Raw genomic sequence first — 14,126 nt, 5'->3', positions numbered from 1 at the left:
TATTTTAATGAAATATCTGGTCTTTTCTTTTCTAGTTGTATGGTTGGCATCTTGTGCTGATATGGAAAAAATTAAAGAGAAGAAAAGGCCAAATATTATATTTATCATGGCAGATGATCATGCTATGCAGGCCATTAGCGCTTATGGTCATCCCATAGGTAAAATAGCACCCACTCCTAATATTGATAGGATTGCGGAGAATGGCGCGCTTTTCAAGCATAGTTATGTCACCAATTCTATTTGCGGCCCCAGTAGGGCAGTAATATTAACGGGGAAGCATAGTCATATGAACGGTTTCAGGCAAAACGGAGATCATTTTGATGGTAGTCAGCCTACCCTGCCAAAGATGATGCAACAAGCAGGGTATAAAACTGCTTTATTTGGTAAGTGGCACTTGCATGGATATCCAGAAGGTTTTGATGATTGGAAAATAATTGTGGATCAAGGCAACTACTACAATCCAGATTTTATTCAGAAAGGCGATACGACCCGTATTGAAGGATATGCCACAGATATAATTACCAATGATGCGTTACATTGGTTAAAGAACAGAGAACAGGACACCACACCATTTTTTATGATGGTACAGCATAAGGCTCCTCATAGGAATTGGATGCCTGCGCTTCGTCATGCCAATAAAAATGATAGTGTGCATTTTCCGCTACCTCATACGTATTTTCCAACTTTTGAGGATCAATTAGCAGGAGCGGCACAATGGCAAACCATTTATAAAGATATGTATGAGGGCCATGATTTAAAAATGACACAAGAATATGGGAATGCTTCTTTGGCGCACAACCCATGGCCAACAGATTTTGATCGGATGACTTTGTCGCAAAGAGAAGCTTGGGATGCGGCCTATCGCTCTAAAAATAATGCATTCCATACGGCAAACTTGCATGGAGAAGCTTTGGCACGATGGAAAGGACAGCGGTATCTCCAAGATTATATGGGGACGATTGCGGCTGTAGATGAAGGCGTAGGGCAGTTATTAGACTATCTAAAAGAAAATAAGCTAGAAGAGAATACTATAGTAGTTTATACCTCTGATCAAGGGTTTTATTTAGGAGAAAAAGGTTGGTTTGATAAACGGTTTATGTACGAAGAATCTTTTGGAACTCCATTGTTAATTCAGTATCCAGGAACGATAAAAGGCAATACCACTATTAACGCTATGGTACAGAATTTAGATTTTGCGCCAACATTTCTAGATTTTGCAGGGATATCAAAATACGCGTCAGAGATGCAAGGAGAATCATTTAGAGGTTTGCTAGACGGGAGTTTGAACGAAAATGATTTTAGACAGGTGGTTTACTATCACTATTATGATTATCCGGCCTTTCATATGGTGAAAAAGCATTACGGTGTCAGAACTCAAAAATACAAACTCATTCATTTTTTTGATGATATTGATGCATGGGAGCTCTATGACCTTGAAAATGACCCGAAAGAACTTCATAATTTAATTAATGATTTTAATTATAGGTATGTTCGTGCTATGATGCACAAAAAGTTAGATAGTGTTCAGAAAGTATATAAGGTCACAGATAGAGAATTTGAGAAAGCCTCACAAGAACAAATAGAGGAAGCTTATAAGCAATTTAAGCGTTTAAGAGGAACGCCCTTAGAGTAGTACGCACATTTATTGGTTGTTTGTAGTAATTGTTAACGCTAACTCTTTGCTTATGCGTTCATTATACATGTATTAGAGCACATTTTTTATTCGCTTCGGTTGTAATTTTACGTGGTATACTCGCAAGAGTAGTATGTAAAAAACTAATGAATTAAAAAATATATCTATGAAACTACAAGACAAAAAAGTAGCTATTCTAGCTACAGACGGATTCGAAAAATCTGAATTATTTGAGCCCCTAAATGCTTTAAAGAATGAAGGAGCATCTGTCGATATAATTTCAATCAAAGAGGGTGAAATAAAAAGTTGGGAAGATAAGAACTGGGGTGAAGCCATTTCAGTTACTAAACTTGTAAAAGATGCTAAAGAAGCAGATTACAATGCGTTAGTATTACCAGGTGGTGTTGCTAATCCAGATACCTTAAGAACAGATGAAAATTCTTTAGAATTTATTAGAAGTTTTTTTAAGAGTCACAAACCAGTAGCAGCTATTTGCCATGCTCCTTGGTTGTTAATTAGCGCAGGAGTTATAGAAAATAGAGAGGTAACTTCTTTTAAAAGCATTAAGGATGATGTTTTAAATGCAGGAGCAACTTGGTTGGATAAAGAGGTTGTGGTAGACAGCGGACTTGTAACCAGCAGAAATCCGGACGATTTACCAGCTTTTATCAGCAAAGTAATTGAAGAAATTGGAGAGGGCAAGCATGATAAGCAAGTTGCTAATGCTTAGGTATTAGATACTAACATATCGTACGTATTTAAGGATCGGTCTGGGAATTTTCTTGACCGATTTTTTTCTAACCAACATTATAAAAAAAAACAGCATGGCAATTTTAGGAGCAGTAATAAAAGGGATTATAGATTTAAAAGATATACTAACATCAGAGTCTAACCCAATAGAAGAACAAGAACAAGTATTGAAAGATTTGCTTGATACAGCAAAGGATACAGCGTTTGGAATTCATTATAAATTTGATGAGCTTTTAGCTTCTGAAAATACATCTAAGCAGTTTTCAGAAACTATTCCTTTCTTTGATTATAACAAAATGAATGCAGAATGGTGGCATAAACTTCATGAAGGTGGTGAAAATATTACGTGGCCAGGAAGACCAGATTATTATGCATTGAGTTCTGGTACTACGGGGAAATCTAGCAAGAAAATACCGGTAACAGATGACATGATTGCTGCTATAAAAAGTACAGGTATTGATCAAGTATCTGCGTTAGCGAATTTTGATTTGCCGGCAGAATTTTTTGAAAAAGGAATTTTAATGTTGGGGAGTTCTACAGATTTAACCGAAAAAGACACACATCTGGAAGGCGAAATAAGTGGAATAAGTGCAAGTAATATTCCGTTTTGGTTTAGAGATTACTATAAACCAGGGGAAGAAATTGCACAAATAGAGGATTGGGATGAGCGGGTTCAGAAAATATCTGATAATGCCAAAAATTGGGATATTGGTGCTTTAAGCGGTATACCTTCATGGATAGAATTAATGTTGGAAAAGGTCATAGCAGATCATAACTTAAAAAACATACATGAAATTTGGCCAAATTTACAAGTGTATACTTCTGGTGGAGTAGCTTTTGGGCCATACGAAAAAAGTTTTATGGCTTTAATGGGGAAACCTATGACGGTTATAGATACCTATTTGGCCTCAGAAGGTTTTATAGCTTTCCAATCTAGACCAGAAACCGATGCAATGAAATTAGCAACGAACAACGGAATCTATTTTGAGTTTGTGCCCTTTAAACCAGAATACATTAATCAAGACGGTTCCTTGACGAGTGATGCTCCTACCTTAAGATTATCGGAAGTAGCGAAAGATCAAGACTATGCTTTAATTATAAGTACCGTTTCGGGTACGTGGCGTTATCTTATTGGGGATACTATTGAATTTACGGACGTAGCGCGTGCAGAAATTAAAATTACGGGAAGAACTAAATTCTTTTTAAATACTGTTGGTTCTCAGTTGTCCGTAAATAAATTAGATGACGCTGTTAATCATATAGAAGAAGTGTTTAACGTAAAAATACCTGAATATACCTTGTGTGCTAAACGTTTTGAGGACGATTTTTACCATAGTTGGTATCTGGGGTGTGAAAGCAATTTGGTTACGGAAGAGGTTGTTGCAGCTTTAGATGAACATTTAAAAGAAGCTAATAAGAACTATAGGGTGGCCCGTTCTAAGGCATTAAAAGGAGTAAAAGTGGCCGTAGTGTCTCCTTCCGTTTTTCATGAGTGGAGTGGAGCCAAGAAGAAGAAAGGTGGGCAAGTAAAAATGGAGCGGGTAATGAATGAAGAGAAGTTTAAAACTTGGGAAGAATTTGTTGCAAAACAGTAGTTATACGTAACTATTGTTTTGCTTTGTCACGTTCTTCTACAAGAATCATAATCTCATCTGGAGATAAATAATATTTTCTAATTCGAGCTTTATAGATTTCTGATAAATTAGTGTTGTTTAATATAAAGTTTTTAGTGTCAAGAATATATCCGTCTAAATTTTTAGCAACTGCATGAGAATCTGCAGCTCTTTCTGCTTCTTTGATTGATGCGTCTATAAAGTAATACTTTATGCCAAACCAAATTAGATTTAAACTACTACGGTTTCTATAGTCCATGACGTGTCCTAGCTCGTGTCCTAACCATCCTATCATAACGTTTTCAGGAATATCTTTAGTAGCAAATTTCTGTCCTTCTATTTCAAAGTTTTCACTTATAAAAATATAGTAGCTTCGTTTCTTTTTAGGCCGTAATAAGCTTAGAAAAGAGGGTTGCGCTTGCATGATTGATTTTTTAATATCCTTTTTAAATTTAAATTCAATTCGGGTATTTTTTAATTCCGGATAATGAGATAAGGCAAACTCCGCTTCCTTACGAATTGTATCTGGGATAATATGTTCTGAATTTTTTTCTATCATATTTTCGTAGATTATAAGTGTGGCTAGTGCTAAAAGTAAAAAAGTGGCAAATTGCCACTTTTTATTTTTTATTCTCTTTTTCATGTATTTAAAATTGATATCTGATCCCTAAGGCGATATCTAAATCTAAATCATCAGAATAATTGTCATTGAATCCTAGTTCAGGACGCATATCTAAGGATAGTATCAAAGGGAAATCAAAATTATACTCGATACCTATATCACCTGCAATTAAAGCAAAAGTACCATCGTTTTCGCCAGCATCAAAAGATCCAATACCTGCACCAGCACCTACGAACCAATTAAAGTTTCCTTCAATAGGCATTACCCATTGGTATAAACCAACTAGTTTAAACGCGTCTACATTGTTAGAATCTCTCCATCCTAAATCAAACTCTAAACGGTTGTTTTCCTTTAAATATCTTTGGTATGATATCTCACCGCCAAATCCGTCATTGTCTCCTAATCTAAGACCTAAAGCATTTTTAGAGATACTTTGTGCCTGTGCAGAAATGCTGGCAAGTAGAATGATTGCAAATACACCTAATATTTTTTTCATTGTTGTTTGTTTAAAAATTATTCGAGACAAATATATAGGAAACTTGCATAGGCTATTGCTCAGTTCAACGAATATATTAACTCTTATGCATTTTTTACATTTAGAGTAGCGGACTGAAAAATTTAGCGATTCCTTCTATAAAACGCTGATAAAATGGACGGTTTTTAAAGGTTTCGTAATCTAAGCTTTTATTAATTTCACAATATTCTGTAAATTCTTTACAAATAGCCTCGGTAATCTTTTTATCATAAATAACGGCATTGGCTTCAAAATTATGTTCGAAGCTGCGATAGTCAAAATTCCCAGATCCTACAGACGCAACTTCATTATCAATCAGTATAACTTTACTGTGCGAGAAGTCTTCTCGTAAATAGATGTTTACGCCAATAGCGAGGAGCTCTTCAAACCTGGAAAACATAGAGTGTTTTGCCATTAGCGAATCTGATTTATTAGGAATTAAGAGACTTACTTCAATTCCACTTAGGGCAGCAATTTTGATAGCTTGTAATACAGTGGTACCGGGAATAAAATAAGGATTGGCAATATAGATTGATGATGTAGCGCTATTAATCATAGAAATATACTGTTGCATTACGGCAGGCTGTCTGGAGTCTGGCCCACTAGCCACTATTTGTACCGTACTTTCCCCTATAGGCTTAAGATTAGGCAAGTATTTTTCATTGATAAGCATCTCTTTACTGCTCGCAAAGTGATAATCTTTGATAAAAACACGGTGCAAGCTGTTAACTACAGGGCCTTCTAATCGTACATGTAAATCTTTCCAGATGCCAAGAGGGGAACTTTTTTTTATGTACTTGTCAGATACATTTACACCTCCCGTAAACCCTATACAACCATCGATAATCAGAATTTTTCTATGGTTTCTATAATTTAAGGTAAAGAGCAAGCTACCAAAACGAAGGGGCATCATAGGGTAAGCTTGTACTCCAATATCTTTAAAGCGTTTTATTGTTTTGCCTCTAAAGGAAAAACTTCCAACAGAATCATAAATTAAACGTACTTCTACCCCTTCTTTAATTTTCGCTTTAAACAATTCATAAAATCGTTCTGTTAATTCGCCTTCTTCAAAAATATAATATTGTAGGTGTACAAAAGATTTTGCATTTTTTATGGCTTCAAAAATGGCATCAAAGGTTTCTTCTCCATCATTAAGAATTGTGACATTATTGCCTTTGTAAGAAGGGAAGAATGTGTTTTTCTTATTTAAATTAGATAGCTTTTCGTATTTGTTTTCATGAACATGAATGTCGTCTTCTGTGGTTGATAGGCTTTTGTAGGTCTCATCATATAAACGCCTTCTCTCCGTTTGTCTAAGTCTAAAAAAACGAAATTTTCTTCTATTGACGCCAAAGAGATAATAGAGTATGGGGCCACCAAAAGGTATGGCTATAATGGTTAATAACCAACTTAACGATTTAGTAGGTCTTGAACCGTGAAGAACAATGCTTCCAAATGCCCACAATGTCAATATAAGGTAACCAATTAAAAGTATTGTTTTGATCATGTAGTGGTTGGAGTTTTAAATTCTAAATCAAAGTACTTAATTTCATAGGACATTTAGCGCTATTGCTGTTATTACAGTTAATTATTAAATGGATTGGGATGCGGATTAACTTATAAATTAAAGAAGTTTACATCCTTAAACAAAACTAAATTTCCATTGAAACCAATTTTACGTAAGAATCATATTTTCTGGACACTTGGTACAATAACACTATTTGTAGTACTCTATAGCGCGGTACATTTTTACGTAAAAAGCAAAATTGCTCAAGCGTTAAAAATAGAACTTGCGTCTACGCTGCACGTGGAGTATGAAGAACTGAGTTTAAATTTACTTTCTAGTCGCCTTAGTCTAGAGAACATCACCTTAGCGCATCAATCGTTGTTGAACACTGCAAAAATTAGCAATCTAAGCCTAGACGGTTTTGGATATGTAGCGTATTTCAGGCATGGTACTATTTCCATCGACCATATAAAACTAGACGGAGTAACTGCGGCATTTCAAACAAAGGACACCACCACTACTGAGAAACCTACGCCATCAAATTTTAAAGAAAAAATAGCAATTCAGAATTTTCAATTAGTACATGCAGACTTGAAGTTGGTAGATAGAAAAACCGATAGTTTGCTGTTTTCTGCGGAAGCGATAGCTATTGGTGTGAACGATATTAAGCTATCTTCTAATACCCTACAGGACAAAATTCCTTTTACATATTCTTCTTATACTTTAGCGGCAACTGCAATTAAAACAGCTTTAGGGCCGTATGAAAATTTGCATATTGATACTCTTAAATCTGATGGTGCAATAGTGCTTAATGGGGTAGAGTTAAAGACAAAGTATACCAAAGTGGCGTTGCAAAAGCATATTGCAAAAGAGCGCGATTGGATCTGTCTGAAAATACCCGAGGTGACTCTTTCTAAGTTCGATTTTAAGATAGAACAAGACTCTCTTGATGTGAAAATACCCTCTGTTGTAATTAAAGGATTGGCCTTAGAAATGTATAGGAATAAGCTAATGCCAGATGACTATACTCTAACAGATATGTTTGGAAAAACAATCAGAAACTTGCCTTTCGGTTTAACTATTCCTTGTTTGTTGGTAGAAAACGGAAGCGTATCTTATTCAGAGTTAGTTTCGCCAACTACCAAACCAGGAGAATTAATTTTTACAGAGGTGACCTCTGTGATGAAAAATATTTCTAGTGTGGGCTCAAAACCACTTACGATTAAGAATAAGGCCAAAATTATGGGAGCAGCCCCTATTGAATTAGATTGGTCTTTCTATGAGGAAAATGGCAAGCATCTATTTAAAGCTTCTGGGGTTATTTCTAATTTTAACACCGAAGAATTAGATGCATTCTTAAGACCTAACTTAAGAGCAGAGGCAAAGGGCACTATAGATGCTTTATATTTTACCATTAGCGGAGATGAATATGTATCTTCTGGAGATATAAAAATGAATTACTCTGATTTTAGTTTTGTTGTCTTGAAAAAAGACCGTCTAGGGGTGAATAAATTTTTAACCACAGTGGTAAACATCTTTACAAATGATGGCTCTAATACGGATGAACATGGATTTAGACATGGGCAAATAGAAGTGGAAAGAGATCCCACAAAATCGTTCTTCAATTATTTATGGATTAATGTAAAGGATGGAATCTTGCATACCATGGTAGGAAACGGTAAAAAAGAATAGATGTAATCGGATTAATAATAAAATGAAATAAGATACTACTGGTCAGGGTTCTAAGATATCTTTACTCAAAATACTAGACATGGAAGATATGGGAGTCATTTCAACAAATAAAAATAAAATCACGCTGTTTTACAATTCAGAAAATAGTATAGGAAAACAATGTTATGGCTATGTACAAGCTTCTGATAAAGAAGTTTTAGGAATAGATATTTCTAAAACAAATATTACAGGAACGCAGTGGGCAGAGCTGGCCGAGAAACTAGAAATCCCTGTAAAGCAACTCATAGATACAGAGCATCCAGACTTTGTAAAATTATATGGTGATAAAGCTATTGATATGGAAGCTCATGATTGGATTAAAATTTTAGATAAGAATCCAAAATTGGTGCAATTTCCTGTATTAGTATTTGGTGAGAACTACTATCAGCTTACCTCTGGTGCTGAATTTAAAAAATACCTTGAAGCGAATAGTGCAGGAATAGAAAAAAAGTAAACAACTTATTTTGAATCAGAAAAAACACAGGAAAGTATATAAAAAGAAAAGGTATATAGTACCAATAGTTATAATCGCCATATTGATTATTGCTAGGTTACTTCTGCCAGTTTTCGTAAAGAAATATGTAAATAATGTTCTTGCTGATATCCCCGGATATTACGGGCATGTAGAGGGAATAGATATTTCCTTGATTCGAGGAGCCTACGTAATTCATGATCTTTATTTGAATAAAGTAAATGCAGGATCAGAGGTGCCTTTTTTAAACTTCGAAAAAACAGATATCTCTATAGAATGGAAATCGCTTTTAAAAGGTAAAGTGGTGAGTGAAATTACGATGACGCGCCCTGAGGTTATTTATGTTTTTGAAGACCAAAAAGAAGGAGCTTCAGAAGATCCAGATATTGATGACTGGACAAAGGCTTTGACAGATTTAGTGCCTATTGATATTAATAATTTAGAGATTGTAGGAGGAAAGGTAGCCTTTGTTGAGGTTACTGCAGAACCAACAATAGACCTGCATATGAACGAGGTAAACCTCCAAGCAACTAATCTCAGAAATATTGTACAAGAAGACAGAACGCTACCCTCAGATTTGCATGCCACAGCAGTCTCCATAGGAAACGGAAAATTTACCCTTAATGGAAAGATGAATTTAGTAAAGCCTATCCCAGATGTGGATATCGGTTTTTCATTAGAAGATGCTTCTATTACGGCATTAAATGATTTTACGAACCATTATGCAGGAATAGATTTTGCTTCTGGGAATTTCAATATTTTTAGTGAAATTGCTATTGCAGATGGTTACTTAAAAGGATATGTAAAACCATTATTAAAGGATTCAAAGCTAATTAGTAAAGAACAAGATAAATTTTTTGACACCCTTTGGGAGGGCTTTGTAGGTTTCTTCAAGTTTGTGTTAAAGAATAAAGGAAATAATACTTTGGCAACAAAAGTGCCTATGGAGGGCGATTTAAATAGTGTGAAGTCTAAAGTATGGCCCACGTTCACCAATATTATAAAAAATGGTTGGATCAAAGCATTTAAAGGTACTGTAGATGATGAGATTACTTTTGAAGATGCAGAGCAAGAGGCCGATAAAAGCTCTAAGAAAGAGAAGAAGAAAGATAAAAATTAAAAAATATAATTGTTAGCTGTTTGGAAAAGGGAGAAATTACACGTGTAATTCTCCCTTTTTTTTAGATTATCCATTAGAAGAAAAGCCTGGGTAACAGGTCATTCCACCGTCTACAAAAATAGTAGTACCATTTACGTATTCAGATTCATCTGATGCCAACCAGCTGGCTACGCTACCAATATCTTCTGGAAGTCCCATGCGGTCATAGGGGATAAGTTTTAAGATGTTTTCTAAGCCTTCCCTAGTTTCCCAAACTTCTTTATTAATGTCTGTTTTTATAGCTCCTGGTGCAATAGAATTGCAACGTACTTTTTTGGGAGCATACTCTTGACAGATGCTTTCCATTAACATTTTTAAGCCTCCTTTGGTGGTGGCGTAATTGGCATGACCTGCCCATGGAATAATTTCATGTACAGAACTTATGTGGATGATTTTACCAAGAGAATTAGAAACATCTGGGCGCATACCGCGTCTCATAAATTCATTAAGTGCTTCTTTCGCGCATAAAAATTGTCCGGTTAAATTGGTGTCTATAACTTGTTGCCAAGCGCTTAAGGGCATTTCATGCAGAGCATAATCTTGTTGAATTCCAGAATTGGCTACGCATATATCTACCGTACCAAATTTTGAGATAGCTTGCTTGAATAAGTTTTTTACATCAGCTTCCTTTCCTACATCGCATTGAACAACGATGGCGTTTCCACAATTAGAGTTTTCCTCAATCCAATGAGCCACCTCTTCGGCTTCTTCCTTACTACTGTGATAGTTGACTACCATATTGGCACCTTCCATTGCAATTGATTTGGCTATAGCCGCACCAATTCCAGAACTAGATCCGGATACAATACAGGTTTGATTTTCAAGTCTATTATTAGGTTTTTGCATGTCTTCGTTTTTTATCCCTCAAAATACAATTAAAAGCAGATTATCAAGTGTTTATACTTTTTTTGAGCCAATTATTTTAGCTTTTGAAGTAATTCTGGCAATAGGTAGGAATGGTTCTGCTTTTGGAGTAATTATTCATTGATTACCATTAATGAAAGTTGGGGTAAACCCTTAATTTAGTGGTAGATAATAATTAAAACATATATATAATGAAATCAGAAACAGCAGAAATCGGAATTAAAAAATCAAACAGAAAAGCAGTAGTTGAAATGTTAGAGCAACTATTAGCAGATGAATTTTTAATGTATACAAAATATAGAAATGCACATTGGAATGTTGAAGGGCATGACTTTCACACCAAGCACGTGTATTTTGAAGAGGAGTATGGCAAATTAGAAACTATTTTAGATGCCGTAGCAGAACGTATCCGTATGTTAGGATTCTACTCTCCAGGATCAATGAAGCGTTTTATTGAGTTATCTCAATTAGACGAAAATGGCCCAGAGCAAAATGATAGTATCAGTTTTATGGAAATATTATTGGAAGACCATCAAAAAGTAATTGCTTTTATCAGAAAAAGTATTGGTGAAAATGCAGAAGAGCATAATGACGAAGGTACCGCAGATTTTATCACTGGAATCATGCAACAACATGAGGAAATGGCTTGGATGTTAAGAGCATCAGTGAAGAAGTTCTAAGAGCTTAAAAAAAATAGTAAAAAGCGTTAAGATGATAGTCTTAACGCTTTTTTTGTGACCACAATGTTTCTTCTCGCCAATTTGAAGTATAATCCATTGCTTTTAGATCAATATTGGGATACTTATCAAATAATTCATCTAAGTTCTCTTTAAAATTATTCTTCGGATTTATAATATTTAGTAGGTACTGTACAATGCATATGGTAAAATAAGTTTTATTTTTTATGCTATTTTTAGAATGATTCCTACTATCTGTTATCTCTGTATTAACAATCCAATTTCCTTTAAAATTTTTTGGTATTTCTGGTTTAATTGCAAGTTTTTTATTCCACAACCTACTGTGGTGAGCGCAAATATTTCTTATGTAAACTAAGGAATGCAACCAAGTCTCAAATACTTTCTCATTTAAACCGTATTTTCTCGAAATTTCTCTTTTTGTCTTACCTGGTTTAATTATACGATATACCCATGATAAGCTACCTATGGAACATACTTCCAAAGTAATCCAACTTGGCGGAAGCTTTTCTAAATATTTTTTGTCATACTCTTGTAAAAATAATTCTTTGCTCCTGTCAATTTCCTTCGATATCTTTAATATTGTATTCTTGTGTTCACTATCGTTTTTAAAATTATTTTTATCAGATAACCAAAAAGCACCCCAACTATGTGAGCATTCATATGCTATAGTTGCACGTACAGAAACTTCAATTTTTTCTATTTGATTTAGAATTAATTGTCTTAATTCTCTATCAAAACAATAAAGATCAAAAGCTTGATCGAATGTAGCATCTATCTTAAATCGATGATTTTTCTTAGGATGGTCAAGTAGAGTATACCAGTAACCTGATAGTCTATAGTAGCTCAAGTGCTGAAGTAGGTGAAGAGCTTTAGGTGTATTATTTATAATTAATCCCCTACTTTTTAATTTGATTATTTGTTCTGTATAAAGGAGTGCGGGTTTAGTATACGATTTCTTACTCATGTTTAATTAACTTTTAAGCAAAAAAAAACTTACCCTGAGCGCGCTGATCCAACGAGAAGCGGGGTAAGTATGTTGCCGTGAAGATACAAGAAATAAAGAATTTATCAATATTATCTAAATGTTTATTTCTATTTTAAAATAAAAGCCAGCTTATAAGCTGGCTTTTACTATTCTATGTGTGTTAGATTATGCAGTAACACCTAATCTATGTTGATTGTCTTGGTAGTATTTTGGACTACAGTCATACTTTTCTTTGAAAATTTTAGAGAAGTAACTTCTACTAGTTAATCCTACAGTGTAAACAATCTCCGAAATATTCAAATCTGTGGTTTTGATTAAGTTTTCAGCAGTTTCTACACGTACGTTTCTAATAAAATCAGTCACCGTTCTATCATGTAATAATTTAAAACCTTCTTGTAATTTTGAAGGAGATAAACCAGACTTTTTGCTTAAGTATTTTAAGCTATATTGAATCTCTGGGTAGTTTTTAATGAAGCTAGAGATTTCCTTAATATCTTCCATTTCACTTCTGGTTAATGAACCGAAGTTATTTTTAAGATTCTTTAAGTCTTCTTTATGTTGTTGAATTTCTAAAGCTAAAATTACGTGTACGGTACCGTTTATTAATAAATTACGTACTATACCTTTTTGGCTAATTGCATCTATTTGTTGAATTTTCTCAGCAATTTTTAAGTTGTAAGAACCAACATACGTATACATTTCTTCACCATTTTTAGGCATGAAGTTTTTTATCAACTGATTTTTTAATAAATCAATACTTTCATCATCAGACACCTGTAATGCATCAACTTTTATGTTGGTAAATTTCACAGCTTGGTCTTTTCTGAAGAATAAAATAGAATCTCTATTTGGGTCGCTTGAGAAAATACCTGTTTGAAACTGATTTAATGATTTTTTTATAGAAGTTTCACTAAACCCGTATGATAATTGTCCGTTAGAACAATACATAAAGTTAATTGGGTTAGTAGCGCTTGTTGTGCTTTTTATGATGGTATCTTGCTTAAAAGTAACATCATATTTCATAAATGTAATATCGTTCTTAAAAGTGATCCCTGAGATAGAACCGATAGCTAAATCGCTATTCAATTCTAATTTAAATTCTTGACTTGTTTTATTTAATTTCCCACCTAATTCATTCTGTAGGTCATTAAACATTTGAGATATTGTATTTGTTTTTAGTTGTATCGTTTTCATAATGCTGTTTTTACGTTAATAATTGTTCTCTTTTAAAACACTAATAATAAGAAGCACTGCTGCCATTATTAATACTAGATGAATTAATAGGCCGAAATCAAAAAAGAAAAACCCTATGGCCCACAGCGCTAATAATATTGCTGCTAGAATTTTAAAGTATCTGAGCATGCTAATCTGTTTGTTCTATATTCTTGTCTACAACACTATTTCCAATGTTGTTAGAGATGTAGTCGTTTAAAGATTCAATAGTAGTTCCTATGGCACTTCTTATATTTCCAACTCTGGAATTTGTCTGATATTTATAGTTATTCTGATTCATAGTAGTTGTTTTTCTGATTGAGTTAACAATTGTGGTACATGGTTGTTTTGTACATGACAAATTTC

General features: G+C 34.2%; 15 protein-coding genes. 7 read left to right on the top strand and 8 right to left on the bottom strand.

What is annotated here, in order from left to right; all coding sequences use genetic code 11:
* The first annotated feature begins 7 nt into the window (after positions 1–7).
* From BLQ19_RS02460 to BLQ19_RS02450, 3 genes are all read left to right on the top strand, one after another.
* On the top strand, positions 8–1,633 hold the full coding sequence (locus tag BLQ19_RS02460) for a sulfatase family protein (protein ID WP_074537273.1): 1,626 nt from the start codon (positions 8–10) through the stop codon (positions 1,631–1,633).
* Positions 1,634–1,799: 166 nt separating this feature from the next.
* Entirely contained in the window at positions 1,800–2,363 is a 564-nt protein-coding gene (locus BLQ19_RS02455; protein ID WP_025616097.1) for a type 1 glutamine amidotransferase domain-containing protein, read from the top strand.
* Between the two features lie 94 nt (positions 2,364–2,457).
* Positions 2,458–3,978, top strand: a complete 1,521-nt coding sequence (locus tag BLQ19_RS02450) for a GH3 family acyl-acid amido synthetase (RefSeq protein WP_074537272.1) — start codon at positions 2,458–2,460, stop codon at positions 3,976–3,978.
* A 10-nt stretch (positions 3,979–3,988) separates the two neighbouring features.
* Here BLQ19_RS02450 and BLQ19_RS02445 read toward each other — a convergent pair whose 3' ends face one another.
* From BLQ19_RS02445 to cls, 3 genes are all read right to left on the bottom strand, one after another.
* Complete coding sequence (locus tag BLQ19_RS02445; RefSeq protein ID WP_083332163.1) at positions 3,989–4,639, bottom strand: hypothetical protein; 651 nt, start codon at positions 4,637–4,639, stop codon at positions 3,989–3,991.
* Between the two features lie 4 nt (positions 4,640–4,643).
* On the bottom strand, positions 4,644–5,114 hold the full coding sequence (locus tag BLQ19_RS02440) for a hypothetical protein (protein WP_025616094.1): 471 nt from the start codon (positions 5,112–5,114) through the stop codon (positions 4,644–4,646).
* A gap of 100 nt (positions 5,115–5,214) precedes the next feature.
* Positions 5,215–6,639, bottom strand: a complete 1,425-nt coding sequence (gene cls / locus BLQ19_RS02435; RefSeq protein WP_074537271.1) for a cardiolipin synthase — start codon at positions 6,637–6,639, stop codon at positions 5,215–5,217.
* Positions 6,640–6,795: 156 nt separating this feature from the next.
* On the opposite strand from cls, the gene BLQ19_RS02430 reads away from it, so the two are divergent.
* The 3 genes from BLQ19_RS02430 (at position 6,796) to BLQ19_RS02420 (ending at position 9,962) form a co-directional block, all read left to right on the top strand.
* Positions 6,796–8,331 (top strand): hypothetical protein, encoded by a 1,536-nt coding sequence (locus BLQ19_RS02430; RefSeq protein ID WP_139150185.1) that lies wholly within the window; start codon positions 6,796–6,798, stop codon positions 8,329–8,331.
* Between the two features lie 79 nt (positions 8,332–8,410).
* The gene (locus BLQ19_RS02425) at positions 8,411–8,824 is read left to right on the top strand and encodes an arsenate reductase family protein (protein ID WP_235698017.1); all 414 of its coding nucleotides are present in this window, start codon (positions 8,411–8,413) and stop codon (positions 8,822–8,824) included.
* Positions 8,825–8,834: 10 nt separating this feature from the next.
* Positions 8,835–9,962 (top strand): DUF748 domain-containing protein, encoded by a 1,128-nt coding sequence (locus BLQ19_RS02420; RefSeq protein WP_074537269.1) that lies wholly within the window; start codon positions 8,835–8,837, stop codon positions 9,960–9,962.
* A gap of 66 nt (positions 9,963–10,028) precedes the next feature.
* Here the strand turns inward: BLQ19_RS02420 and BLQ19_RS02415 are convergent, their stop codons facing one another.
* Positions 10,029–10,847: a glucose 1-dehydrogenase gene (locus tag BLQ19_RS02415; RefSeq protein WP_074537268.1), complete on the bottom strand. Its 819-nt coding sequence runs from the start codon at positions 10,845–10,847 to the stop codon at positions 10,029–10,031.
* Between the two features lie 209 nt (positions 10,848–11,056).
* On the opposite strand from BLQ19_RS02415, the gene BLQ19_RS02410 reads away from it, so the two are divergent.
* Positions 11,057–11,545, top strand: a complete 489-nt coding sequence (locus BLQ19_RS02410) for a Dps family protein (RefSeq protein ID WP_024482090.1) — start codon at positions 11,057–11,059, stop codon at positions 11,543–11,545.
* A 40-nt stretch (positions 11,546–11,585) separates the two neighbouring features.
* On the opposite strand, the gene BLQ19_RS02405 is transcribed toward BLQ19_RS02410, so the two are convergent.
* The 4 genes from BLQ19_RS02405 to BLQ19_RS21165 all read right to left on the bottom strand — a co-directional run bounded on the left by BLQ19_RS02405 (position 11,586) and on the right by BLQ19_RS21165 (position 14,061).
* Complete coding sequence (locus BLQ19_RS02405; protein ID WP_074537267.1) at positions 11,586–12,527, bottom strand: Abi family protein; 942 nt, start codon at positions 12,525–12,527, stop codon at positions 11,586–11,588.
* Positions 12,528–12,713: 186 nt separating this feature from the next.
* Entirely contained in the window at positions 12,714–13,742 is a 1,029-nt protein-coding gene (locus BLQ19_RS02400; RefSeq protein WP_024482089.1) for an AraC family transcriptional regulator, read from the bottom strand.
* A gap of 15 nt (positions 13,743–13,757) precedes the next feature.
* Positions 13,758–13,910 (bottom strand): lmo0937 family membrane protein, encoded by a 153-nt coding sequence (locus tag BLQ19_RS20985; RefSeq protein WP_139150184.1) that lies wholly within the window; start codon positions 13,908–13,910, stop codon positions 13,758–13,760.
* Between the two features lies 1 nt (position 13,911).
* Entirely contained in the window at positions 13,912–14,061 is a 150-nt protein-coding gene (locus BLQ19_RS21165) for a hypothetical protein (RefSeq protein WP_155854742.1), read from the bottom strand.
* Between the last annotated feature and the right edge of the window lie 65 nt (positions 14,062–14,126).

Origin of the sequence: Cellulophaga baltica, from assembly GCF_900102165.1 — a bacterium.
GTDB classification, from domain to species: Bacteria; Bacteroidota; Bacteroidia; order Flavobacteriales; family Flavobacteriaceae; genus Cellulophaga; species Cellulophaga baltica.
The sequence above is the reverse complement of the archived record's forward strand: the minus strand, read 5'-3'. Positions and strand labels throughout refer to the sequence as shown.

Bases quoted from the DNA above. Each gene is read 5' to 3' on its own strand.
- BLQ19_RS02425 (WP_235698017.1), top strand. From the start codon at position 8,411: ATGGAAGATATGGGAGTCATTTCAACAAATAAAAATAAAATCACGCTG.
- BLQ19_RS02410 (WP_024482090.1), top strand. From the start codon at position 11,057: ATGAAATCAGAAACAGCAGAAATCGGAATTAAAAAATCAAACAGAAAA.
- BLQ19_RS02460 (WP_074537273.1), top strand. From the start codon at position 8: ATGAAATATCTGGTCTTTTCTTTTCTAGTTGTATGGTTGGCATCTTGT.
- BLQ19_RS02440 (WP_025616094.1), bottom strand. From the start codon at position 5,114: ATGAAAAAAATATTAGGTGTATTTGCAATCATTCTACTTGCCAGCATT.
- BLQ19_RS02415 (WP_074537268.1), bottom strand. From the start codon at position 10,847: ATGCAAAAACCTAATAATAGACTTGAAAATCAAACCTGTATTGTATCC.
- cls (WP_074537271.1), bottom strand. From the start codon at position 6,639: ATGATCAAAACAATACTTTTAATTGGTTACCTTATATTGACATTGTGG.
- BLQ19_RS21165 (WP_155854742.1), bottom strand. From the start codon at position 14,061: ATGAATCAGAATAACTATAAATATCAGACAAATTCCAGAGTTGGAAAT.
- BLQ19_RS02450 (WP_074537272.1), top strand. From the start codon at position 2,458: ATGGCAATTTTAGGAGCAGTAATAAAAGGGATTATAGATTTAAAAGAT.
- BLQ19_RS02400 (WP_024482089.1), bottom strand. From the start codon at position 13,742: ATGAAAACGATACAACTAAAAACAAATACAATATCTCAAATGTTTAAT.
- BLQ19_RS02445 (WP_083332163.1), bottom strand. From the start codon at position 4,639: ATGAAAAAGAGAATAAAAAATAAAAAGTGGCAATTTGCCACTTTTTTA.
- BLQ19_RS02405 (WP_074537267.1), bottom strand. From the start codon at position 12,527: ATGAGTAAGAAATCGTATACTAAACCCGCACTCCTTTATACAGAACAA.
- BLQ19_RS20985 (WP_139150184.1), bottom strand. From the start codon at position 13,910: ATGCTCAGATACTTTAAAATTCTAGCAGCAATATTATTAGCGCTGTGG.
- BLQ19_RS02455 (WP_025616097.1), top strand. From the start codon at position 1,800: ATGAAACTACAAGACAAAAAAGTAGCTATTCTAGCTACAGACGGATTC.